Consider the following 24296-nt stretch of genomic DNA (forward strand, 5'->3'; position numbering starts at 1 on the left):
GCGTGACATCCGACCGCCCGCAGACGGGCGCTCGGACTGTGACGCTGGTGGCGCGCGGACGCGCCACCAGGGTTCCCGCCGACATCAGGCGCGATGCCGCGCAGCGGCGAGCCTACGCGGTGGTAACTTCCCCCGCATGATCCAAGCTCAAAGTCGCATTCGCCCCCTGCTCCTCGCATTCGCCCTGCTGCTCGCCGCTGCCACCCCCTCAATCGCCTCCGAATCCAAAGCCGACGACCCCGTCCGCATCCTCTTCCTCAGCAAGTCCTCCGGCTTCCAGCACTCGGCGATCAAGCGCACCGACGGCCATCCCAGCCACGTCGACACCGTGCTCGCCCAGGTAGCGACCGAGCGGGGCTTTGAGATCACGTCCACCAAGGACGCAGGCCTCATCAACGCCACCCAGCTCGCCAACTTCGACGTCGTCATCTTCTACACGACCGGCGACCTGACCCAGCGCGGCGGCACCGGCGAGGGCTTCTTCCGCGGCGACGGCAATCCCCCGATGAGCGCCGACGGCGTCTCCGACCTGATCGCCTGGATCGAAGCCGGCGGCGGTTTCGTCGGCTTCCACCCCGCGACCGACACCTTCCACGGCGAGAACGACGAGGTCACCCCCTACGTCGGCATGATCGGCGGCGAGTTCGTCCACCACGGCGCCCAGTTCCCGGGGATCGTCCGTGTCGCCGACGCCGGCCACCCCACGATGAAATCCATCGAAGACGGCTGGAAGATCATGGACGAGTGGTACCTCTTCAAGAATGTCGCGAAGGACCACCTCCACGTCCTGGCGCTGATGGACCCCGGCGAAGAGCGGGCCAAGCAGGAGGTCTACGACATCCCCCCGTACCCCATCGCCTGGTGCCGCGAACTCGGCTCCGGCCGCGTCCTCTACAACGCGATGGGCCACCGCGAGGACGTCTGGGACCACGAGATGTTCCAAGCCTGGGTCGGCGACACAATCGCGTGGGCGGCAGGCGAAGGTGAGGCAGCCGCCACGCCGAACTGGGGGGACGTGGTTCCGTAACCTACTGATCGCGCTCCTGCCGGATTCTCTCGAGTTCCTGTTGGAACAGCTCGTTGTACCGTTCCTCATCGAACGATGGACTACCCATCGGACCTCCGTGTGGACTATCTGCCGTTGACAACATCCAGCGAGCCAAACCGCCGAACACCGAGAGTCCGACGACAATGGAGCCGAGCAATACACCGGCGAGGATCTGACCCAAGGCCACTGCCCACACCGTCTGCCAGAAAGATATGGGTTCTCTACTCATTTCTCTTACCTCCACTCCGATAGTCAGCGTGAACGCGACGTACTCTGCCCTCGCGCCGCCGTAGTCCCTTCAGTGTAGCCACACCGCACTCGCAGTTCGGCACGCTCGGCGGGAGCAGCAACGAAAGACTGAAGAGGGGCATCTCCAAGAGGACGATCTCGGCTCCACTTCATTGGATTTCTTTGTGTTCCTCGATGCCTAGGTGATAGATTCAGTCACCCAAACGGAGGTCCCCGACGGGCCGGTCTCGCGGCCTCCGACACCGCCAAGCCGACCGTCAGGTCCAGCATCGGATGACAACCGAATGATTGACAAGGAAACCGGCATGAGCACCAAGGAGCGCCTGGGCGAGGAGATCGCCACGCTCGCAGCGCGGATCGACGCGGCGACGTACGAGTTGCTTGTTCTCATTCGCAGGTTCGACGAAGAGGAGGGCTGGAACTGCGGCTTCCTCACTTGCGCCCAGTGGCTCACCTGGCGAATTGGCCTCGCACCCGGCGCGGCCCGCGAGAAGGTGCGGGTCGCTCGCGCCCTGGGCGAACTGCCCCTGATGAGCGAGGCGATGAGAGGGGGTCAACTCTCCTACTCCAAGGTGAGAGCGTTGACGCGCATCGCTCGGCCCGAGACGGAGAAGGACCTCGTCGAACTCGGGAAGGCCGGAACCGCGGCCCACATCGAGCGGGTCGTCCGGTCCTGGCGGAGGATCGACCGTTCGGTCGAGGCTGCCGACGACGAACTGCGCGACGCGTCGAGCCACGTGAGAACGCACATCGACGAGAACGGCATGTTCGTGATCCGCGGGCGTCTGGCGCCGGAAGCGGGCGAGGTAGTGATGAAGGCGCTCAAGGCGGCCAGCGAGAAGCTCTACGCGGAGGGCCAGGAGGACCGGCAACCCGCCGGCAAGGTGCGGGCCGATGCGCTGGTGCTCGTCGCCGAGAGCGCGCTCAAGCGCGGTCTCGACCCTGGCTCAAGCGGCGACCGGTTCCAGGTCGTCGTTCATGTGAGCGACGAGGAACTGAGGGCCCCGGAGGAAGGTCCGGCGGTCGGCTGCGCGTCGTGTGCTTCCACCGAAGCGCAGGCGGCAGACGTTTCCGCGGAAACGTCACCGACTCGCCCGCAGCAACATTCCGCAGCGAGGGCTGAAGCCGAACACGTTTCCGCGGAAACGCCCGACGGATTACAACCGGCACATGGGCGATCCTCAGTCGGCGGCGCCTGGCTGGGGGACTCGCACATCCCTGTTTCCGCGGAAACAGTCAGACGGATCGCCTGCGACGCCGGCAAAGTCCGGATCACCCACCGATCGGGCCAGATTCTGAGCGTCGGCCGCAAGACGCGCACGATTCCACCTCCGATCCGGCGCGCCCTGGAGTTCCGCGACCAGGGTTGCCGCTTCCCCGGATGCACCTCAAAGCACTGCGATGCCCACCACATGGTCCATTGGGCCGACGGCGGCGAGACGAAGCTCTCGAACCTCTTGCTTCTCTGCCGGCGGCACCACCGACTGCTCCATGAAGGCGGCTTCAATGTGCGGATGAGCGAGGACGGCGCCGTGCAGTTCTTCCATCGCCGGGGACGGCCGCTGGAGGAGAGTCCGGCGCCACCGCCGGTCGGACTCCACGCCGCACGGGAGTTGGTCGAGCACCTGGAGAACGCCGGCATCCTGGTCACGGGCAAGGAGTCAATGCCGAGTTGGGACGGCCGGCCGCTCGACCTGCCCTACGTCATGGAGTGCCTGTGGAAACCGCCACCGCACCTCGAAGCGGCGGCAGCCCGCGACGAAACACAGCCCGCGCCGCGTAGGGGCCAACGGTTCGGAACTGCGGCATGAACAGGATGACCGACCAGCGGTACCTGCTCGAGGACCAGTACCGGGACCCCGCAAACCTGCAAGATCGCGCCCGGTTGCATGCCCGCTTCAGCGTCAATCCGCGAGGCTGGTTGCCATGGGTCTTCGATCGGTTCGCCTTCGGGAAGGAGGCGCGCCTGCTGGACCTGGGATGCGGGCCAGGAGACCTTTGGCGTGCCAATCGAGCACGGATTCCGTCGGGATGGGACATCACGCTGGCTGATCTCTCTCCTGGCATGCTCGACGCTGCCGCCACACAGCTTGGCAAGGAACGGTTCTCCTATCGCGTCGCCGACGCCCAGGATCTGCCGTTCGACGACGACTGGTTCGACGGAGTGATCGCCAACCACATGCTCTACCATGTGCCCGATCGGGAACGGGCACTGGTCGAGTTGCGCCGGGTACTCAAGGCTGACGGACGTCTGTACGCCGCGACCAATGGGCTCCCTGACGGAATCGGCCTGGGCGCCTGGGTACGGCAAGCGTTGCATCAGGAGGACCAGCGCCCGGAGGAGAGCACGATCGACCTCTTTAGTCTTGAGACCGGCCGAGCCCAGTTGAAAAGGGTGTTCGCCTCCGTCGCAATTCACCGCTATGAGGACGCCCTGGAGATCACCGAGGTCGAACCCCTGATCGCCTATGTGCGCTCGACTGGCGGAACCCTGGCGAATCCCGACAAAATAGACGAGTTACGCGACGCGGCGGCCATGGAGATAGAACGCCATGGCTGTCTACGTCTGGCCAAGAACGCCGGGATGTTCGAGGCAAGCGCGTGCGCCGAGCTTTGACAACGTCCGGACTGGGAGCGGGCTACCGTTTCCGAGGCACGATGGAGATCCCATGAAGAACCCACCTGAAGGCTGGCCGAGAATCTCGCCCTCCCTCTTCTACGAAGACGCCGCAGCCGCGATCGACTGGTTGACCCGGGCCTTCGGATTCGCGGTGCAGGAGAGGGTAGAGGACGAGCAGGGGCGAGTCGTCCATTCGCAGCTCGTCCTGGACGGCGGCCTCATCATGGTCGGGCAGACAGGTCTGCAGCGGGACCGGGAGTTCCAGAAGTCTCCGCAGGCGGTCGGCGGCGCGAACACGCAGTCCCTGGCCGTGTACGTCGACGACGCCGACGCGCACTGCGAGCGGGCACGGGCAGCGGGCGCCGTCATCACGATGGAGCCAGCGACCCAGGACTACGGCGAGGGCTACTGGGTCGACCGGAGCTACGGAGCCCTGGACCTGGAGGGACACCACTGGTGGTTCCTCCAGCGACTGCGTTAGCCCGGCGGCACCGGGAACAGACACCGGCCGCGGGCGGGTTCTGCACTACAGCGTCACTCGACGCGCTAGCCTCGTCTACTGAACCAGAGGCTCACTCATGTTCGACTCCCGGCCGGCCCTGCTCCCAACGAAGTTTCCCCCGTTGCGGCGCCGGCGGATCGCCACGTTGCAGGTGAACCTGGGGTACCGCTGCAACCTGAGCTGCGTCCACTGTCACGTCAACGCCGGACCTCACCGGACGGAGATGATGTCGGCCCGGGTCGTCGACGAGGTGATCGCGGCACTCGACCGGATGGACATCGAGACGCTCGACCTCACCGGCGGCGCACCGGAGTTGCATCCGGAATTCCGCCGCATCGTGCGGGAAGGGCGCCGGCGAGGCATCGAGGTCCTCGATCGCTGCAACCTGACGGTGCTGTTCGAGGAGGGCCAGGAGACCCTGGCCTCCTTCCTGGCGGAGGAAGGCGTCACTGTCGTCGCCTCCCTGCCCTGCTATCTGGAGGAGAACGTCGAGCAGCAACGCGGCAAGGGAGTCTTCGGCGACAGCATCCGGGCTCTCACCCTGCTGAACGACCTCGGCTACGGCACGGGCAACGGGCGGCGACTCCACCTGGTCTTCAATCCGGTCGGCGCCGTGCTGCCGCCACCGCAGGCGAAGCTGGAGGCAGCCTACAAGCGGGAACTGAAGCGCCGATTCGGCATCGTGTTCGACTCGCTCTTCGTACTGACGAACATGCCGATCAACCGCTTCGGCGCCGTTCTGACGGCGCAGGGCCAGCTCGACGACTACATGACGCTGCTACGGGACAACCACTGCGCGGAGAACGTCCCGGGCGTCATGTGCCGCGACACGATCAGCGTCGACTGGCAAGGCCATCTGTACGACTGTGACTTCAACCAGATGCTGGGGCTGCCGGCGATGATGGAGGGGCGCCCCGCGCGTCTGGCCGATCTCGTCCAGGGCGGTCCGCTCGAGACTGGCTGTATCGCCACGGCGAGCCACTGTTTCGGCTGCACCGCCGGCCAGGGCAGCAGCTGCACCGGCGCTCTGGACGGCTGAACCGCCCACTATGCGCAGGCACGACGCGGCAACAAGTGGGCTTCCTGTTTACGCCTTAGTTGCGCTATGATGGTCTCTTCCCACTTCCACGTCTCTTCTCGTTCCGTTTCACGGTGCCGTGACTTCCCTGCCCGCAGCTCTCACCGACCCGCAGTGGCCGCGGTCCCTGGTGCGCCAGATCCGGCGCGGGCGGGATCTGGTGAGCGGCGACGACCCGGCCGGAATCCATGAAGTAGAGGCCGGCGTCTTCGCCACGCGGCTTGCGAGCGTCGACCGCCTGCTGGACGGCGGCATCCGCCGCGGGCAGACGATCGAGCTGGTCGGTTCCCGGAGCAGCGGCCGCTTTTCCCTGGTGCTGGAACTGCTGGCCGGCGCCACCGGGAGCGGTGAATCGGCGGCGCTGGTCGATCTGGGGGACCACTTCGACCCGCAAACGGCGGCGCGCGCCGGGGTCGTCCTCGAACGGCTGCTCTGGGCACGGCCCAGGCGATTGAAGCAGGCGCTGGGTAGCGCCGAGGTGCTGATCGGCGGCGGCTTCCCCCTGGTCGTGCTCGACCTCGGTCTGCCGCCGGTCCCCGGCGGCCGCGGCAAGGAATCGGCGTGGCTGCGGCTGCGGCGCGCGGCGGACGACCATCAGGCGGCGCTGCTGATCGCCGCGCCGTACCGCGCCGGCGGCACGGCGCCGCAGAAGGTGCTCGATCTCGGGTCGCGAACGTCGCCGGTCCGCGCTCTCTGGGCGCGGGCCGCACCGAGGAGCCCGCGCTTGCTCGACGGGCTCGCAACCCGGCTCGAACTCGCCAAGTCGCGTGGCGAGCGGCCGGGTGCCGCGGCCGAAGTCGAGCTGCGCGTGCTCGCAAGCAGCCTGCGGCATCCCCTGCCCAGCGCGCCGCCCCGTCGGACGGAGAACCGCCGCGCCAATTCTCACGTCGAGGTTCTGCGCCGTGCCGGCTGAACACCGGAGATCCCGCATCGCGTGCATGAAGGCGGCTTCTGAGGGTCACAGCCCACTAGCCGCCTGCGGCTCCGGAACGCATCATGCCGACTAGACGAAAGACCCGCATCGCGTGCATGAGAGCGGCCCTCTTTCCACTAGCCGCCTACCTGCGGGGGGCGCCGGAGCTTGCCCGCGAGGCGGTCGTGGTCCACGAAGGTCCATCGGCGCGGATCGTCGCCGCCTCCCGGCTGGCGCGGCGCGCCGGCGTGCGGCCGGGGCTGACCGTGGCCCAAGCCCGGAACATCGAGTCCGGCCTCGCCTCTCGCACCCGCGACCCGGAGCGCGAGCACACCGCGCAGGAAGTGCTGCTCGAGATCGCCGGCACCTTCTCGCCCCGAGTCGAGGACGGCGGCGAGGGCATGGTCTACCTGGACATCGCGGCCGAGGACGAGCACAGCCTCGGCCAGTCGATCATGCGGGACATGGACGCCGCCGGATTGCCCGGCCGGGTCGGCATCGCCGGTAGCAAGCTGGCCGCGCGAGCCGCGGCCGCCCTGCCGCGGTCGCCGAACGTCGTGGCGCCCCGCGGCGAGGCCCGGTTTCTGGCGCCGTTGCCGCTCAAGTCCCTGTTCGAGGGCGGCAGCCGCGACCCCGACCCGGCGCAGGACGACGACGACCAGGAAATCCTCCACACGCTGAAGCTCTGGGGACTGCGCACGGTCGGCGACCTGGCCGGTCTGCCGGCAGCCGAGGTCCACAGTCGCCTCGGCGAGCGCGGCACGGCGCTCCATTCCGCCGCCCGGGGCTTCGACCCGGAGCCGCTGACTCCGCGTCCGCCAGCGCCCACCTTCCGCGAGGCGCAGACCTTCGAGTGGCCGATCGACAACCTGGAGCCGTTCCTGTTCGTCGCCCGCGGCGCCGTCTCCCGGCTGGCGGCCCGGCTCGACGCCCGGGGCATGGGCTGCAAGCGGCTCGAGCTGTCGCTCAAGGTCGAGCCCGAGGGCCTCCACGAACTGGCCATCGAACTGCCGGCGCCCACCCGTGAGGCGCGGACGCTGCTGTCGCTGATCCGTCTCCACCTGGAAGCCGAGCCGCCCCGGGCGCCGATCACGTCGATGCAACTGCTCGCCCACCCCGACGTTCCGCGCCAGACGCAGCTCAGCCTGCTCGGGCCGGCCGCCCTGTCGCCCGACCGCCTGGCCGCCGTCACGGCGCGGCTGCTCGCCCTGCTCGGGCCGAACCGCGTCGGCTCGCCGCGCACCCGGAACGGCCACCTGCCGGAACGGTTCCGTCTAGCCGACTACGACCCGCCCCCGCCGCCCCGGATCCGGCTCGAACCCCGGCCCGGCCGCGGCATGCTGGCGGTGCGCACCCTGCGGCCGCCGGTCGAGGTCGAGGTGCTGACCGCGGAGAGCGAAGAGACGGATCGCGCCACGCCCTGCCCCGCGCCGCGACAGATCAATCCCCTGCCGACCGAGGACCGCCACGTCCGCATCGAGGGCGCCGTCCGCACCGCCGCCGGTCCCTGGGAAATCGAGGAGGGTTGGTGGCGGGAAGCGCCGGCACTGCGGGACTACTGGGACGTGGAACTGCGGAACGGCGCGGTGTGCCGGATCTATCGGGACCGGACATCGGAGCGGTGGTTCGCGGACGGGGTGTATGACTGAGGGGTTCAAACCCCATTCGCGCCCGCAATCACCTGCTCCACCACTACCCGGCCACCGATCAGGTGTTCCTGGATCACCCGTTCCAGGACCTCGGGCGTGCAGCCCCAGTACCAGACGCCCTCCGGATACACGACGGCTACCGGGCCTGCGTCGCAGATGCGAAGGCAGTTCGCCTTCGTCCGCATCACCGTGCCCGACTCGGTGAGGTCCAGCTCGAGCAGCCGGCGCTTGAGGTAGTCCCAGGACTCGAGCGACAGCTCCCGGTCGCAGCACTTCGGCTTCGTCTGGTCGCAGCACAGGAAGATGTGCCGCTGCACGTTGGCGATGCCGATCGCCTCCGCCTTGCGCCGGGCGCGGTCGAGAGCTTCGCGGTCCATGGCCGCGATGATTCCACGATCCCGGTGGCTAGACTCCTGCCGATGAAGCTCTACGAAGCCGCCTACCCGTTTCAGGACGACGTGCTGGCCCTGCCGGTCGAGGACCTCGACGCCACGGCGCAGTGGTACGCGGACGGTTTCGGCCTGCACGAAGTCGAGCGCCGCGAAGAGCCCGTGCCGACGGTGATCCTGGAGCGCGACGGCGTCCGCATCGGCTTCGCGATCAACGGCGGCGACGCCAGCATGGACGGCGCGGCGATCCTGGTCACCGACATCAAGGCGGCTCGGGCCGAACTGAAGCGCAATGGCGTCAAGGTCAAGAACTGGCGCATCGACAAGCGCGACGGCAAGAAGTTCCGGGTCTTCTTCGTCGTGGCGCCGGACGGGCTCTGCTACTACTTCCATCAACCGCTGAGCAGCAGTTAGCCAAAATGACTCGTCGCCACAGCGGGCCCGCGGCCATCGTCGCGCTCTTGCTGATCGGCCCGCTGCCCGCCGCCGCCCAGGACTTCGCCGAACTCCTGGAGATCCGCCGCGTCAGGGAAACGCTGGACCTGAACCAGGTGCCGGAGCCGGATCTTTCCCGGGTGCCCGCGGTCGACGCCGAGCGGCTCCGCGACTACAGGACGCTCACGGCCGGCGCCCTGCAGCATGCCGCCGAGCCGATGCAGGCGCAGTTGGCGGCGAACACCTTCGGCGATCTCTGCGCGCGCTACCTGCACTACGAGCTGCACGACGCGGCGGCGGTCTGTCTGGACCAGCTCCGGGAACTGGCGCCCGCCGACTTCCAGTGGGCCTACTTCAAACTGCTGTTGCAGATCGCCACCGGAGACCTCGAAGGGGCGGTAGCAGCCGCTGAGGAGGCGCTAGCGATCCGGCCGGACGACCCGCCGACGCTCATCCGGCTGGCCGAACTCCAGGTGGCCGGCGGCCACGTCGACGCCGCGGAAGCCGCCTACGAGGCGGCGATCGAGGCCTACCCGGAGAGCGCCACGGCCCGCGTCGGGCTCGGCTACATCGCCCTGGAGCGGGACGACCCGGCGAAAGCGCTCCAGATCTTCCAGGAAGTCGCCGCGACCCAGCCGGAAGGCAGCGAGGCGAATCACCACGTCGGCCTCGCCTATCGAGCGCTGGGCGACGCCGACCGGGCCGCCGAGGCGTGGCGGCTGAACCAGGACGTCCTGATCCCGATGTACGACCCGCTGCTCGAACGGCTGCGGCCGCTCGAGGAGGACGTCACGCTGCCGCTCGACCGAGCCGTCGCCGCGGCCGCGGAGGGCGACTACGACCGCGCGATCCGGCTGTACGAGGAGATTCTGGAAGCGGACGAGACGGACGAAGAGGCTCACTTCCGCCTCGCCGGTTCCCTGCTCCTGGTCGGCGAGGACGAGCGCGCGGAAAGGCACCTGCGCCGGACGATCGCGCTCAATCCGGAACACGGTCCGGCCCACTACGCGCTCGCGATGTTCCTGAACCGCGCCGGCATCAGGACGGAGAGCGCCGCCCACCTGGAGCGGGCGGCCGACCTCATGCCGGAGAACCTGCCCTGGCGCCTCCAGCGGGCACAGATGCGAGCCGGCCTCGGGGATGCGGCCGGCGCCATCTCCGAACTCGAGCAGATCGTCACCCGGGACCCCGGCATGGTCGAGGCGCGGCGGATGCTCTCCGCCGTGCTGGTCGGTACGGGCAAGACGGAGGAAGCCGTCGTCCAGTTGCAGGCCCTGGTCGCCCTCACGCCGGACGATCTGCAGGCGCGCTTCAACCTCGGACTCATGCTGTTCGAGACCGGCCGCTACGCGGAGGCGCGCCGAACCCTCGACGACACCCTTGCACGATTCCCCGGCGACGTGGCCACCCGTCACCTGCTGGCGCGGCTGCTCGCGGTCAGCCCCGAGGAGACGGTGCGCGACGGCGCCCGCGCGGTCGAGCTGGCGCAATCCGTCGTCGACGAACAGCCGGCGCTCGACCACCTGGAAACGCTCGCGATGGCGCTGGCCGAGGCCGGCCGATTCGACGACGCGGTCACCTGGCAGCAACGGGCGCTCGAACAGGAACGCCAAGCCGCCGGCGGCAACTCGCCGCAACGGCTCGACCGGCTGGCGCTCTACCAGGCCCGCCAGCCGCTACGGGCACCCTGACGGCGGGTCAGGCGCCGGGCGCGCGGTAGGGCACGCTCTTCGCCACCGCGCCGTCGATCTCTTCCGGCGTCATCAGGACGCGCATCGTCACCTCGATACCGCCGCCGGCGTTCAGGGTCATTGAGACCGCGACCGCGGTCTCGTTGTCCGGAAGGTCGACGATCATCAGCAGGTCGGTACCACCGAACGCGTAGTAGATGGCCTCCACCGTGCCGCCTGCGCCCTCGACGGTTTCACTGAGCGCCTTCCGCCGACGGCTGCCGCCTTCCTGGATCAGGCCCTGGACGCCAGCGTGAGTGTAGTTCGCCTCGATCAGATACTTCGTCACTTTCCCATCTCCTTTTGCTCAAAACGGCGAGAATTGGGTGAAAACGCCTGTACCGGGTGTTCGCTTTCCATGTTGCCACAGCGCGGGCGAACGTGCCTCCACTATCTTGCTTTCCGTTACCGCCTGATTTACGCTTCATGGATGGCCCGGGACAGTTCCCCCAAACCCAAGGTCCCCAAACCCAAAGTCGACGTGCCGGCCCGCAACATGGGGCTGTCCGGTTCCGTGCGCAAGGGCAGCGGCTACGGCGATCGCGGCGGCAACGACCTGCTCGACGCCCGGGGGGAACCCAACCCCGGCTACGCCGCGCCGGGCGCGGTCAAGGAGCAACTGCGACGGCGACGGTTCCGGACTCCGCCAAAGCGCCGCCGCGGACCGCCCCCGCCCTACGCCGAACTCCACGCCGCGTCGTCGTTCTCCTTCCTGCGCGCCTCGTCCCAGCCCGAGGATCTGGTGGCGCGGGCGGCGGCGCTGGGCCTGCCGGCGGTCGCCCTGGTCGACCGGAACGGCGTCTCCGGCGCGCCGCGCTTCTACAAGGCGGCACGGGAGGCGGGGATCCGGGCCCTGGTCGGCGCCGAGGCGGTGATCGACCGGCCGCAGGCGTCCGCGGTTTCGCGGCAGCGCGAGGAGCGGCCAACGCTGGACGACCAGGAGAACCGCGTCAACCTGCTCGTACGAAACCGCCAGGGCTACCGCAACCTCTGCCGCCTGCTGACCGCGGGGGCGCTCAACCATCCCAAGGGCGAGGCGCGGATCGACTGGACGCTGCTCGAGGAGCACGCGGCGGGGCTCCACTGCCTGGCCGGCGCCGAAACCGACCCGGTCGGGCGGGCGCTGGCGCGGGAAGGGCTGGAAGCGGCCAGGCGCCAGCTCGAACGGCTGCACGCCGTCTTCCCCGGCCGCCTGCACGTGGAGCTCTCGCGCCACGGCATCCGTGCCGAAGAGCACCGCAACCAGGCCCTGGTCCGGCTGGCGGACGGGCTTCGCGTGCCGGTCGTCGCCACCGGCGGCGTGCGCTACGCCGCGGCCCGCGACAAGCCCCTCTACGACCTGATGACCGCGATCCGGCACCACGTGACGGTCGACGACGCGGGCGCCCGCCTCGCCCGCGAGCGCCAGCGCCGCCTGAGGGCTCCTACGGAGATGCACCGCCTGTTCGCCGATCTCCCCCGCGCCGTCCACGCCGCGCACGAACTGGCCGGGGAACTCGACTTCACCCTCGCCGACCTCGGCTACCGCTTCCCGGACTACCCGGTGCCCGAGGGCGAGACGCCGATCTCCCATCTCCGCGAGCTGACCTGGCAGGGGGCGCGGGAGCGCTTCCGGCCGCTGACCGCCAGGGCCGGGGCGCAGCTCGAGAAGGAACTCGCCCTGATCGAGAAGCTCGATCTCGCCGGCTACTTCCTGATCGTCTGGGATGTCGTCCGCTTCTGCAAGGAGCAGCGGATCCTCGCCCAGGGCCGCGGCTCGGCCGCCAACTCCGCCGTCTGCTACGCGCTCTCCATCACCGCCGTCGACCCGGTGAAGATGGACCTGCTGTTCGAGCGCTTCCTGTCCGAGGAACGCGGCGAGTGGCCGGACATCGACATCGACCTGCCGTCCGGCGACCAGCGCGAGAAGGTCATCCAGTACGTCTACCGGCGCTACGGCCGGCACGGCGCGGCGATGACCGCGAACGTGATCACCTACCGCGACCGCATGGCCGCGCGCGAGGCGGCGAAGGCGCTGGGGTGCTCCAAGTCCCAGGTCGACCGCCTGGCCAAGGGCCTCGGCCACTGGCACTACGATCTCTCCCGCGGCGACAGCAAGGTGATGGACGAAGAGCTCACCGAACTCGGGTTCGATCCCCGCGACCGGCGCATCCAGATCTTCGTCCGCCTGTGGCGGCAGCTCCAGAACCATCCCCGCCACCTGGGACAGCACTCGGGAGGCATGGTGCTCTGCGCCGGACGGCTCGACGAGATCGTGCCGCTCGAACCGGCGGCGATGGAGAACCGGGTCATCGTCCAGTGGGACAAGGACGACTGCGCCGACCTGGGGCTGATCAAGGTCGACCTGCTCGGTCTCGGCATGCTGAACGCGCTCGAGGAGGCGGTGCCCCTGATCTGCCGCCACGAGGGCAGGGAGGTCGACCTCGCCCACCTGCCGCCCGACGACCCGGCAACCTACGAGATGATCTGCCGCGCCGACACGGTCGGGGTCTTCCAGATCGAGAGCCGGGCGCAGATGGCGTCCCTGCCGCGCCACAAGCCGTACAAGTTCTACGACCTGGTGATCCAGATCGCGATCATCCGTCCCGGCCCGATCGTCGGCGGCATCGCGCATCCCTTCTTCGAGCGCCGGGTCGGCCGCGAGGAGGTCTCCTACCCTCACCCGCTGCTCGAGCCGATCCTGCGGCGCACTCTCGGCGTGCCGATCTTCCAGGAGCAGATCCTGAAGGTCGCCATGGTCGCGGCCGGTTTCTCCGGCGGCGAGGCGGAGGACCTGCGGCGGGCGATGGGCTTCAAGCGCTCCGTCGAGCGCATGCACGAGATCGAGCAGCGGCTACGCTCGGGGATGAACGAACGCGGCATCACCGGCGAAGCCCAGGAACAGATCGTCAAGGCGATCACCTCGTTCGCGCTCTACGGCTTCCCCGAGTCGCACTCCGCCAGCTTCGCCCTGATCGCCTACGCCAGCGCCTACCTCAAGCGCCATCACCCGACCGCCTTTTTCCTGTCGCTCCTGAACGCCTGGCCGATGGGCTTCTACCACCCGGCGACCCTGGTCCGCGAGGCGCAGCGCGCGGGGACCGCAGTGCTGCCGATCGACGTGAACGAGTCGGGGGTCACATGCCGCTGGCAGGACCGGCCGGCGGACGCCGGCGAGCCGGAGCGGCCCGGTGAACCGCCTCCGGCCGGCGCGATCCGCCTCGGATTGCGCTACGTCAAGGGCCTGCGGCGCGGAGCGGCCGAACGGATCGAGGCCGAGCAGGCGGCGAGGCGCTTTGCGAGCATCGAGGATCTCGCCGAACGCTGCCGCCTGCGCCGGAATGAACTCACAGCACTGGCGTCCCTTGGCGCATTGCCTGGCCGCGGCCGGCGCGCCGCGTTGTGGCAGTCGGCCCAGGTCGAGAAGCCGAAGGGACCGCTGTTCTCGGGTCTCTCAACCGCCACTCCGTCGCCGCTCGAAGAAATGACGCCGATGGAAGAAACCGCCGCCGACTTCGCCGTCGCCTCGATCACCACCGGGCCCCACCCGATGGAGTACTACCGCCGCGCGCTCGACCGCCGCCGCGTCGTGCCCGCGGCCGCCCTCCCGGACCAGCCCGCCGGCCGCCGCGTACGTACCGCCGGTTCGGTCATCGTCCGCCAGCGCCCGGGCACCGCCCGCGGCCTCCTGTTCCTGACCCTGGAGGACGAGACGGGCATGAGCCAGGCGGTCGTCATGCCGGACCAGCTCAAGAAGCACCGCCGCACGATCGTCTCCTCCTCCGGCCTGATCGTCGAAGGCGTGCTGCAGAAGAAGGACGGCTCGCTATCCGTCAAGGCCGACAGGTTCTGGCCCATCGACCGCCTGGAGCGGATCCCGAGCCACGACTTCCGGTAGGAAGAAGTGAAGAAGGGCCGTCCACAACCGATGTCATCCGGCCATTGCAGCGAGGAGGTCGCGACTTGACAAGGACTCCATCCTTGCTACGGTAAGGACATGAGCAAGGTCACGAGCAAACTCCAGTTGACGCTGCCGAAGGCGCTCGCCGTGGAGTACGGGATACGGCCCGGTGACGACGTACGTTTCGAGGGCGCCGGCGAGGTGATACGTATGGTCCCCGAAGGCGCGGACCGCGCGCCTGCCGACCTGGATGCGGAGGCTCGACTGCGCCTCTTCGACGCGGCAACGGCTCGCCAGGAGGCGCGTCAGGCCGGGCGACGCGCGCCCGACCAGGGCAGCCGGGGGTGGACACGGGAGGAACTCTACGAGCGTGGCCGCTCGCGTACTGATTGACACCAACGTCCTCGTCTACCGCTACGACCATCGCTTCCCGAAGAAGCAATCGACGGCTTCCGCGGTTCTGCGCGAGTACCTCCGAACCGGAGTCGCCCGCGTCCCGCACCAGGCGATCGTCGAGTTCGTCGCGGCGACAACGCGGGGACGACCCGGCCAACGACTGCTCGATCCGGCCGACGCTCGACGCGAGGCCGAAGAGATCATGGCCCAGTTCGACGTGATCTACCCCGACGATGCGGTGCTGCGCATGGCCCTGCGCGGGGCGGCGGCCTACGGCCTGTCCTGGTTCGACGCGCACCTGTGGGCCTACGCCGAAGTCCATGGCCTGTCTGAACTCCTGTCCGAGGACTTTCAGCACGGCCGCATGTACGGGACGGTCACCGTACACGATCCGTTCCGCGACGCCTGATCTTCCGGGACGATCTGGCGGCTCTACCGGCCGCGGACGGGAATCCCCTGCCGGTACTGCTCGAGCCTGCGGTTCAGCATCTCGACCAACCGCTCCCGATCGGGCGAGTCGTTCCGCGCGTCGCCGACGATCTCGAGCGCCCTCTCCACCGTCCGCGCCGCCGCTGCGAAGTCGCCGGTCTCGGCCTGGGCGGCCGCCAGCGTCTCGAGCAGAGCCGGCTCGGCGCCGCCTGCTACCGCGTTCAGTTCGAGGGCGATCAGAAGAGCGAACTGGCCGTCACGCCGAGCGGCATCCGGATGGGTCGCCAGGGTCCAGGCGATGTCGTTGCCCCGCGCCAGGAGGTTCCGGTCCTCGAGGTAGGCGCGACGGAGGTGTTCCGCGCCCTCGGCGGCGCCGGCCGGACCGCTGCGGATCAGGGTCAGGCCGAACTCGTGCCGGCCAGCGGCGTGATCGGGGTCGTGCGAAAGCAGCGCCCTGTAGTTCTCGATCGCCTCTTCCAGGCGGCCCGCCGCGGCCGCGATCCGGGCCGCTCCGTAGAGCGCTTCGGTGTCCCGCGGTTCGACTTCGAGGATCGCCCGGTAGTGTCCCCAGGCGGCGCCGAGTTCGTCGCTGCGGACAGCGGCTTCCGCCAGGACCCGATGCGCTTCGACGTGGCGCGGATCGAGGGTGACGACGGCCGCGAACTGCTCCATCGCCTCCCGCAGGCGCTCCGCCTTGCCGAGCAACTGGCCGTAGAGATACCTCAGTTCCACGTCCCGCGGGCTCACCTCGACCGCGCGGCCGAGCTCCCGCACCGCATCATCCGTGCGTCCCTCCCGGTCGAGCAGCTCGGCAAGGCGCACCCGTGCCGACACGTCTCCCGGATCGGCGGCGAGCGCCGCCTCGGCCTGCGCCCGCACCGAGCCCGTGTCGCCAGCGTCGAGAAGAGCGTTCTGCCAGGCGGCCCGCGCGGCCGGATCGTCGGGTTCGAGGTCGAGAGCGGCGCGGGCGTACCTGGCCGCGGCTTCGTTGTCCCCACGCCGGCCTTCGAGCACCGTCAGGCGCTGGAGCGACTTGAAGAGGCGGTCCCGCGCCCCCTGCCGCTCGAACGACGCTCCACCGCCATCGTCGAGGCGCGCCTGCTCGACCTCCACCGAACGCCGCAGCAGGGCTACCGACTCCTCGGGAAACCGCTCCTCGTACCAGCGCGCGTAGCTCGCGAGCGACACCTCGTCCGGGGGCTCCGTGTACCAGCGGCCCGGAAGCGTCGCCGACGCCACGCGCAGGTCGGAATCGCGCGCATCCAGCAGTTCGAGGTCCGCGAGCAGGACATCGGCGGTGACGCCTCCCCGGTAGAGCACGGCGACCCGGCCCTCGCCGTCGAGCAGCATGGAGAACGGCAGCGACAGCGGAAAGCGGCGGTCGAACAGCGATCTCTTGACGATCTCGACCTTGTCCAGCGTCTCCTCGGTCGCCATCCCGTACGGGAACGGGAAGGCGATCTCGTCCATGAAGCTCCGCGCCGCTTCTTCGGTCGTGGTCGCCACCTCGCCCATGCCGTCCGTCGATAGCGCAACGACTTCGAGACCCGCGGCGCGGAGCGCACCCTCCTCGTTCGCCAGGTCCTGCAGCTCGAAACGGCAGGGAACGCACCAGCTCGCCCAGATGTTGACCAGCACCGGCCGGCCCTGGCCCGTCTCGACCGCCACCGGTTCTGCGGCAGCGTCGAAGGAGCGGAGCGTCAACGATGGTGCCGGCGGACGCGGCGCCAGCACTACTCGCGCGCCCGTCGTCGCCGCCGGCGGCTCCTGGGCGCGCGGCGTCAACGGCGCCCGCCCTGGCCGCGCCGGCAGTGTCTCCGCCCGGCCGCTGCCCTGGACGATCCGGTAGCGGCCCCCGGCCTCGACTCCGGCGAACGTCTCGCTGCCGCCCCCGGGCCAGCGGACCCTGACCGAACCCGAAACCTCGCCGTCGCCGAGACCGAAGTGGAGCCAGCGGCTCGACTGCGAGAGGAAACCCTCGCCGGCCCGGACGGAGCGCCGGAGGATGCCGGACGAGGTCGGGACTTCCACTCGCGCTCCGACCGCATCCCGGTTCGTGCCGGCGCCGTCTCCTTCGAGGCGCAGAGTGACAAACCGGTCCCCTGCCGGGAGTTCGTTGCGCATCAGCCGCAACCGGGGCGCGGTCCGGTTGCTGATCGCCACATCCAGGTCGCCGTCGCCCTCCAGGTCGAGGAAGGCGACGCCGCGGCCGTCGTCCGGAAAGTCCAGACCGCTGACCGCCGACGCGTTGGCGAAGGCGCCGCCAGCCTCGCCGGGGTTCAGAAAGACACAGTTCCGCTCGTTGCCGCTGAAGGACAGCCCCTCGTCCAGCCGTTCGTGGAGCGCTCGCAAGGATTCCAGATACGGCTCCAGCGAGCGATCATCCGGCGAGTTGGGCGCGCGCGGCACGACCTGCCGCCAGAAGAAGCTTCACAGGTCGTCCGGGAGCGTCTGGGTCAGGTTGCCGTTGGCAACGACCAGGTCCTCCCAGCCATCGTTGTTGATGTCGGCGAAGACGGACGACCAGGACCAGCGGCCCATCGTGACGTTGGCTTCCACGCTGCGATCGACGAAGCCGCCGCCGGAAGCGCCAGCGAACAGGGAGTTGCCCCGTGCCATCCTCTGCACTTGGGCCAGCGGACCGGCGCGTTGGCGATCGCGTTCGAACTTCCGCTGGTAGGTGATCCGGTTGCCGGCGGCCGAGAACATGTTGCCGATGTAGACATCCATCAGGCCGTCCCGGTTGTAGTCGGCCCAGCTCACGGACATGCCGGACGAGATGTCCTCGACGCCGACATCCGCCGCGATGTCGACGAAGCGGCCACCGTCGTTGCGGTACAGGTTGTTGCGGCCGTAGTCGTTCGCCACGTAGAGGTCCGCGTCGCCGTCGCCGTCGATGTCCTCCCACGACGCGGCCAGGCTGAAGCGGCGGTTGTTCGCCTCGAGCCCCGCCTCGGCGGTCGCATCGACGAAGCGGAAGCCGCCGTCGTTGCGCAGCAACACGTTGCGGCCGCCGTTGTTGGCATCGTGGTAGGGCACGGGGCTTGCCACGCCGCGCTCGTCGTAGGCACGCCGGTAGCCGCAGACGTAGAGGTCGAGGTCGCCGTCGTTGTCGTAGTCGGCCGCCGAGAGCGAGTTGCTGTCGGGGATGTCGCCGGCGATGTAGCGGACGCGGGCAAAGCCGCCGCTGCCGTCGTTCTCGAGCACGAGGACGGCGGGCCGGCTGGACAGCACCAGGTCCGGGTCGCCGTCGTTGTCCAGGTCGACGAACAGCCCGGCCAGGGCCCGCTCCAGGAAGTCGACGGCCGCTTCGGCCGAGCGGTCATCGAACGTGCCTTCCCGGTTCTGCACGTAGAGCCGGTTCGGCAGCCCACCCTGCTCGGGCAGGAAGAGATCATCCAGACCATCGCCGTTCACGTCGGCGATCGACACGCCCTGCCAGCCCGTCTTGTTGTAGCCCGACGCCTTGGTGATCCGGTTGAGCCACGCGTCCGGTGGCTGGAGCAGTTGTTCCCGGTAGCTCGGGTTGTGGCCGACCGCGGCCTCGGTGACGTCGACGAAGAGAGGGCCGCGGGGAGCCCTCGTCTCCTCGTAGTCGGCGACCTCGACCCGCAGCAGCAAGGGAGTGCCGCCCGCCGGCAACCTCCAGACGGTCGACCAGACGGCATTCACCTGCCGGCTACCGGCTGTCCCCGCCGCCGACGCCTCGAAGTAGGCCAGCGTGGTGAACCCGTCCGACCCGGCATCGATCGAGTAGAGCTTGAAGTCCGCGCGCAGAAACCCACCCCCCGCCAACCGCTCGGCCAGGTCTCCAAGCGCCCGCGAGAAGCCCTCGACGCCCCGGTAGGCGACACCCGCGCCACCCGTACTCCCGCTGTCGACCGCGAAGGCCGGTCCCCGATACCGCGCGATCACTTGGTCGGGGACGAACCCCGCCGACTCGAACGCCTGATGGACGACCGAGCTGACGTCGCCGGAGCGCGCCAGAGCGCTCTCGTCTCCAGCCACCTCGACCAGCAACGCAGCCACACGCTTGAGCTGTGCCTCAGCCTGTTCGCTGAGCGCCTCGGTGTCCCAACCGTCGGCCCGCGGATCGACCGCGGCAGCGAAGTTCTCGGCCTCGAACGCAGGGGTGACGGTCGCCTCCTGCGTCGCGGACGCGCGACTCTGCGCCAGGGCTGCCGCCGGCCCGACCGCCACGACCAAGCCCAGGACTGCCGGCAGGATGCGCATCGCGGAGAGCAACTCTAACCGCCCCGCTCCTCTATGATCGGCCCGTGAGCCCCAGCTTGAGGACCCCCTTCGGCCTGGGGCAGACCAAGCCGCGCCACTATCTGGAGATGGCCAAGGTGGCCTGGCGAAACCGGGACGAGGCCGGATACACATGGCGCATCCTTCGGGACGGCGTCTGCGACGGCTGCGCGCTGGGGACCTCGGGGCTCCGCGACTGGACCCTGGACGGCGTGCATCTCTGCATGGTCCGGCTCGACCTGTTGCGGCTGAACACGATGCCGGCTCTCGACCCGGCGGTGCTCGCCGACGCCAATGCTCTCAGGACACGCGGCTCCACAGCCCTGCGCGGTCTTGGACGGCTGGCCCACCCGATGCTGCGGCGCGCCGGCGAGCCGGGCTTCCGTCGCGTCTCCTGGCCCGAGGCGATCGAGATCGCGGTCTCCGGGCTGGCCGAGGTCCGCCAACGCGACCCCACCCGTGCGGCCTTCTTCCTGACCTCGCGCGGCATTCCCAACGAGACCTACTACGTGGCGCAGAAGGCCGCACGGTTCTTCGGTACGCCCCACGTCGACACGGCCGCCCGCCTCTGCCACGCCGCCTCGACGATCGCCCTCAAGAGAGCATACGGATACGCAGCGGCAACGAACTCGTACCGGGACTGGCTCGATGCCGAACTGATCGTGTTCTTCGGTTCGAACGTGCCGAACAACCAGCCGGTGACCGTCAAGTACCTCCACCATGCGGTCCGGCGGGGCACCGAGATCGCGGTCGTCAACCCGTATCGCGAACCAGGACTCGAGCGCTACTGGGTGCCGTCGGTGCCTTCCAGCGCGGTGTTCGGTACCGACCTGGCGCGGCACTGGTTCGCCGTCGACACGGGCGGGGATCTCGCCTTCCTGAACGGCACGATGAAGGCCCTGCTCGATCTCCCCGGAGGCGTCGCAAGGGACTTCGTGGAGAGCTCCACCGAGGACTTCGACGCTCTGGATGCGGCCCTACGGCAGACCTCCTGGGAGGAGCTCCAGAGGGCCAGCGGCACGTCGCGAGCCGAGATGGAGCGCTTCGCCGAACTGCTCCGCGCCAAACCGAAGACCGTGCTCGTCTGGTCCATGGGTCTGACCCAGCACCGCCACGGCGTCGACACCGTGCTCGCGCTCTGCAACCTGGGACTGATCCGCGGCCTGCCGGGCCTTTCCGGCGCCGGCCTGGTGCCCATTCGCGGCCACTCCGGCGTCCAGGGTGGGTCGGAAGTCGGCTGCGCACCGGTATCGGAGACCGAGATTCTCGACCACTGGACCAAGGTCTGGGGCTTCCAGCCGCCGCGCGGTCCCGGTCTCGCAGCCACGGGGCAGATCGAGGCCGCAGCCGACGGCGACATCGACGCTTTCTGGATCCTGGGAGGCAACTTTCTCGAAACGATGCCGGACCGGGAGCGCGTCGAGCGCGCGCTGCAACGCCCGGGCATCCGCATCCACCAGGACATCGTGCCGAGCAGCGCCATGCTGGTCGAGCCGAGCGACACGGTGCTGTTGCTGCCGGCCACCACCCGCTATGAGATCCCCGGCGGAGTCACCGAGACGACGACCGAACGGCGGATCGTCTACTCGCCTCCAATCGCACACGGCGGCGCCCCGGCAAGACGCCTCGGCGAATGCCGCCCGGAGTGGGAGGTGCTGTGTGAGGTCATCGCCGGAGTTCGGCCCGAGCCGGCCGGCGTGCTCGACTTCGCGGATACGGCCGCGATCCGGGCCGAGATCGCCATGGCCGAGCCCCGCTATGCCGGGATCGAGAACCTGAAGCGAAAGGGAGACGAGTTCCAGTGGGGTGGCGAGCGCCTGTTCGAGGACGGCAGTTTCGCCACCGCGTCCGGCCGGGCGCGTTTCCACCCCGTTGAACCGCCCGCGGAGCGCGAACTGGGGAGCGGCGAGCTGTTTCTCTCGACCCGCCGCGGCCGCCAGTTCAACTCGATGGTCCACGGCGACCGCGACGCGCTGACCGGTCTGAAACGGTCCGACCTGCTGATGAACGCCGGCGACGGCCGCACACGAGGCATCGGCGAAGGCGATCGTGTGGTCGTGTCGTCACCGGTCTCCCGGATGGAACTGGTCGCACGCTTCGGCCCGATCAAGGCCGGCAACGTCGAGGCCCACTGGCCCGAGTGCATGGAACTCCTTCCGTGGTCGCTCGACCCGGACTCCGGCGAACCCGAGTACGGGGTTCGCGTACGGATCGAACGGCTGAGGCACGAACATTGACGCCCAGGACGCCGGAAGCTGAGTCCCCCGGGCGTTGCGCGGCCCGCCGGACGCATGTCGAACGACGCCCGGGCGAAGCTCGCCACGACGAGGTGGCGATCGAGGAACCACTCGAGATCCGGGTCGACGGCGAGGCCCTGGTCGTCACGATGCGCAGTCCAGGCGCCGAGGTCGAGCTCGCGCTCGGCTACCTGTACGCGGAGGGTCTGATCGAGAGCGCCGGAGACGTGGACGACGCCGCCGTCCGCTCCCCCTCCGCTCAGGAGCGAGGGACGGTTCCGACGATCGAACAGGTGGACCCGGTCCCGGGATCCATCGTCGATGTGCGGCTCTCCAGCGCGGGACACCGGCGCGCCCGGCGCGCGGCGATCGCGGCCAGGCGGGAGGTCGCCTTCCGCGTCACCAGCGCCTGTGGCGTCTGCGGCAAGCCGTCGCTCGACGACCTTTGGGTGCGCCTGCCGGCGATCCGACCGCTTGACGTCGAACCGGACCGCGAACGACGGCTCGTCCAGGCGCTGCCCGCCAGGATGACGAAGCACCAGCGCCTCTTCCGGGATACCGGCGGCGTGCATGCCGCTGCCCTGTTCGACGCCCGTGCCGGCGGCGCCGAGTTCCTGTGGCTGTACGAGGACATCGGCCGTCACAACGCGGTCGACAAGGTGATCGGCCGCGCGCTGCTGTCCGGACGGCTGCCCCTGGAAGCGACGATGCTCGTGGTCAGCGGCCGCCTCGGCTTCGAGATCGTCCAGAAGGTAGCGGTCGCGGGCGTGCCGCTGATCGCGGCGGTCGGCGCGCCGTCGACGCTGGCGCTCGACATCGCCCACCTGGCGGGCGTTCGGGTCTACGCCTTCGTGGCGGGCGACCGCGGCAACTTCTATCCGGCGGCACCCGTCCAGGCGCGCCTCGTGACCGAACCGGATTGACGACATGCGCGCGCGGGCATAGGTTGACCTGGAAACAGGTTGACCTCTTGAGGGAGGGCACACAATGGCGAGAACCTGCAAGTGACGACGGCTGCCGCGGTTGCGGAGGAACGGACGGCCTCGGGCCTGACGTTCTTCGATCACGTCAACGCCGCCTTCGACGAAGCGGCAAAACACACCGAGCACGATCCCACGCTCCTGGAGCAGGTGAAGTGGGTCAACTCGGTCTACCGGATGAGCTTCCCGCTCCGTCGCGACGACGGCTCGATCGAAGTGATCCACGCCTGGCGCGCGGAGCACAGCCATCACCGGCTGCCGACCAAGGGCGGCATCCGCTATGCGATGAACGTCAACGAAGACGAGGTCATGGCGCTGGCCGCGCTGATGACCTACAAGTGTGCTCTGGTCGACGTCCCCTTCGGCGGCGCCAAGGGCGGGATTCAGATCGATCGCGGCCGCTACTCCGAAGGCGAACTGGAACGGCTCACGCGTCGCTACACGGCCGAACTCCAGCGCAAGTCCTTCATCGGTCCGGGCAAGGACGTGCCCGCGCCGGACTACGGCACCGGCGAACAGGAGATGGCCTGGATCGCCGACACGTACTCCCAGATCGAACACGGCGAAGTGAACGTGGCCGCCTGCGTGACCGGCAAACCCGTCGAGCACGGCGGCATTCAGGGCCGCACACAGGCGACCGGACTCGGCGTCTTCTTCGGCGTCCGCGAAGCGTGTTCCTACGAGGACGACATGGCAAAGCTCGGCCTGGAACCGGGCATCGCGGGCAAACGAGTCGTCATCCAGGGACTGGGCAACGTCGGCTACCACGCCGCGAAGTACCTCCAGGGCGCCGGCGCGAAGCTGGTCGGTCTGGCCGAGTTCGAGGGCGCGATCGCGGACCCGGGCGGACTCGACATCGATGACGTGGTCGAACACCGCAAGACGACCAGGTCGATCCTCGACTTCCCCGGCGCGTCCAACGTCGAGCCCAGCCACAAGGCGCTGGAACTCGACTGCGACATCCTCATCCCGGCTGCACTCGAAAACCAGATCACCAGAGAGAACATCGAGCGCATCTCCTGCCGCATCCTGGCCGAAGCCGCGAACGGACCCACGACTTCCTCCGCCAGCAGAGCCGCGGCGAAACGCGGCATCCTCGTGATCCCGGACGTCTACCTGAACGCCGGCGGTGTCACCGTGTCCTACTTCGAATGGCTCAAGAACCTCTCCCACGTCCGCTTCGGACGGATGCAGAAGCGGTTCGAGGAGAGCGTGCGCAAGGACCTGCTGCACGCGATGAGTTCGGCCACCGGCGCCAGCTTCAGCCGGGACGAGATCAAGATCCTGGCGCGCGGCGCGGATGAGATCGACCTGGTGAACTCCGGCCTGGAAGAGACGATGGCCACCGCGTATCACCACATCCGCAGATTCCGGCAGAAGGTCGGTCCGGGGGTCGACCTGCGCACCGCGGCCATGGCCCTGGCCATCGACAAGGTCGCCGCTTCCTACAAAACGGCCGGGATCTTCCCGTAGCTGGCACCTCTCCCCTCTGGCCCCCTAGCAGAATCCC

At 69.1% G+C, this 24296-nt stretch carries 19 protein-coding genes; 15 read left to right on the forward strand and 4 right to left on the reverse strand.

Features of this window, described 5'->3' with window-relative positions; genetic code table 11:
• Positions 1-136 precede the first annotated feature (136 nt).
• The 7 genes from OXG83_09355 to OXG83_09385 all read left to right on the forward strand — a co-directional run bounded on the left by OXG83_09355 (position 137) and on the right by OXG83_09385 (position 8059).
• Positions 137-1027: a ThuA domain-containing protein gene (locus OXG83_09355; protein ID MCY3965235.1), complete on the forward strand. Its 891-nt coding sequence runs from the start codon at positions 137-139 to the stop codon at positions 1025-1027.
• Positions 1028-1581: 554 nt separating this feature from the next.
• Positions 1582-3108 carry a DUF222 domain-containing protein gene (locus OXG83_09360; GenBank protein MCY3965236.1) on the forward strand — a complete coding sequence of 509 codons (1527 nt, stop codon included), beginning with the start codon at positions 1582-1584 and terminating at the stop codon, positions 3106-3108.
• A gap of 5 nt (positions 3109-3113) precedes the next feature.
• Complete coding sequence (locus tag OXG83_09365; GenBank protein ID MCY3965237.1) at positions 3114-3914, forward strand: class I SAM-dependent methyltransferase; 801 nt, start codon at positions 3114-3116, stop codon at positions 3912-3914.
• 52 nt (positions 3915-3966) lie between these two features.
• Positions 3967-4398 (forward strand): VOC family protein, encoded by a 432-nt coding sequence (locus tag OXG83_09370; GenBank protein MCY3965238.1) that lies wholly within the window; start codon positions 3967-3969, stop codon positions 4396-4398.
• A gap of 97 nt (positions 4399-4495) precedes the next feature.
• On the forward strand, positions 4496-5458 hold the full coding sequence (gene arsS, locus OXG83_09375) for an arsenosugar biosynthesis radical SAM protein ArsS (protein ID MCY3965239.1): 963 nt from the start codon (positions 4496-4498) through the stop codon (positions 5456-5458).
• A 118-nt stretch (positions 5459-5576) separates the two neighbouring features.
• The gene (locus tag OXG83_09380; protein ID MCY3965240.1) at positions 5577-6410 is read left to right on the forward strand and encodes a hypothetical protein; all 834 of its coding nucleotides are present in this window, start codon (positions 5577-5579) and stop codon (positions 6408-6410) included.
• Positions 6411-6493: 83 nt separating this feature from the next.
• On the forward strand, positions 6494-8059 hold the full coding sequence (locus OXG83_09385; protein ID MCY3965241.1) for a DNA polymerase Y family protein: 1566 nt from the start codon (positions 6494-6496) through the stop codon (positions 8057-8059).
• A 5-nt stretch (positions 8060-8064) separates the two neighbouring features.
• On the opposite strand, the gene OXG83_09390 is transcribed toward OXG83_09385, so the two are convergent.
• Positions 8065-8436 (reverse strand): (2Fe-2S) ferredoxin domain-containing protein, encoded by a 372-nt coding sequence (locus tag OXG83_09390; protein ID MCY3965242.1) that lies wholly within the window; start codon positions 8434-8436, stop codon positions 8065-8067.
• A 42-nt stretch (positions 8437-8478) separates the two neighbouring features.
• On the opposite strand from OXG83_09390, the gene OXG83_09395 reads away from it, so the two are divergent.
• The gene (locus tag OXG83_09395; protein MCY3965243.1) at positions 8479-8862 is read left to right on the forward strand and encodes a VOC family protein; all 384 of its coding nucleotides are present in this window, start codon (positions 8479-8481) and stop codon (positions 8860-8862) included.
• A gap of 5 nt (positions 8863-8867) precedes the next feature.
• Positions 8868-10574, forward strand: coding sequence for a tetratricopeptide repeat protein (locus OXG83_09400; GenBank protein ID MCY3965244.1), 1707 nt, complete (start codon positions 8868-8870; stop codon positions 10572-10574).
• Positions 10575-10581: 7 nt separating this feature from the next.
• Here OXG83_09400 and OXG83_09405 read toward each other — a convergent pair whose 3' ends face one another.
• Positions 10582-10902, reverse strand: a complete 321-nt coding sequence (locus tag OXG83_09405) for a GYD domain-containing protein (protein MCY3965245.1) — start codon at positions 10900-10902, stop codon at positions 10582-10584.
• 141 nt (positions 10903-11043) lie between these two features.
• On the opposite strand from OXG83_09405, the gene OXG83_09410 reads away from it, so the two are divergent.
• The 3 genes from OXG83_09410 (at position 11044) to OXG83_09420 (ending at position 15298) form a co-directional block, all read left to right on the forward strand.
• Positions 11044-14490: an error-prone DNA polymerase gene (locus OXG83_09410; protein ID MCY3965246.1), complete on the forward strand. Its 3447-nt coding sequence runs from the start codon at positions 11044-11046 to the stop codon at positions 14488-14490.
• Between the two features lie 99 nt (positions 14491-14589).
• Positions 14590-14886: an AbrB/MazE/SpoVT family DNA-binding domain-containing protein gene (locus OXG83_09415; protein MCY3965247.1), complete on the forward strand. Its 297-nt coding sequence runs from the start codon at positions 14590-14592 to the stop codon at positions 14884-14886.
• The gene (locus tag OXG83_09420; protein ID MCY3965248.1) at positions 14864-15298 is read left to right on the forward strand and encodes a PIN domain-containing protein; all 435 of its coding nucleotides are present in this window, start codon (positions 14864-14866) and stop codon (positions 15296-15298) included. The genes OXG83_09415 and OXG83_09420 overlap by 23 nt, the downstream gene beginning before the upstream one ends.
• A 23-nt stretch (positions 15299-15321) precedes the next feature.
• On the opposite strand, the gene OXG83_09425 is transcribed toward OXG83_09420, so the two are convergent.
• Together OXG83_09425 and OXG83_09430 are read right to left on the reverse strand one after the other, a co-directional pair.
• Complete coding sequence (locus OXG83_09425) at positions 15322-17670, reverse strand: tetratricopeptide repeat protein (protein ID MCY3965249.1); 2349 nt, start codon at positions 17668-17670, stop codon at positions 15322-15324.
• 78 nt (positions 17671-17748) lie between these two features.
• Positions 17749-19563, reverse strand: a complete 1815-nt coding sequence (locus tag OXG83_09430) for a VCBS repeat-containing protein (protein MCY3965250.1) — start codon at positions 19561-19563, stop codon at positions 17749-17751.
• Between the two features lie 44 nt (positions 19564-19607).
• Here OXG83_09430 and OXG83_09435 point away from each other — a divergent pair, with 44 nt between their 5' ends.
• The 3 genes from OXG83_09435 to OXG83_09445 all read left to right on the forward strand — a co-directional run bounded on the left by OXG83_09435 (position 19608) and on the right by OXG83_09445 (position 24259).
• Positions 19608-21806, forward strand: coding sequence for a molybdopterin-dependent oxidoreductase (locus OXG83_09435; protein ID MCY3965251.1), 2199 nt, complete (start codon positions 19608-19610; stop codon positions 21804-21806).
• 92 nt (positions 21807-21898) lie between these two features.
• Complete coding sequence (locus OXG83_09440) at positions 21899-22729, forward strand: formate dehydrogenase accessory sulfurtransferase FdhD (GenBank protein MCY3965252.1); 831 nt, start codon at positions 21899-21901, stop codon at positions 22727-22729.
• A 75-nt stretch (positions 22730-22804) separates the two neighbouring features.
• Positions 22805-24259 (forward strand): Glu/Leu/Phe/Val dehydrogenase, encoded by a 1455-nt coding sequence (locus OXG83_09445; GenBank protein ID MCY3965253.1) that lies wholly within the window; start codon positions 22805-22807, stop codon positions 24257-24259.
• Positions 24260-24296 lie beyond the last annotated feature (37 nt).

The sequence above is a fragment of the Acidobacteriota bacterium genome, from assembly GCA_026707545.1.
Lineage (GTDB): Bacteria > Acidobacteriota > Thermoanaerobaculia > Multivoradales > Multivoraceae > Multivorans.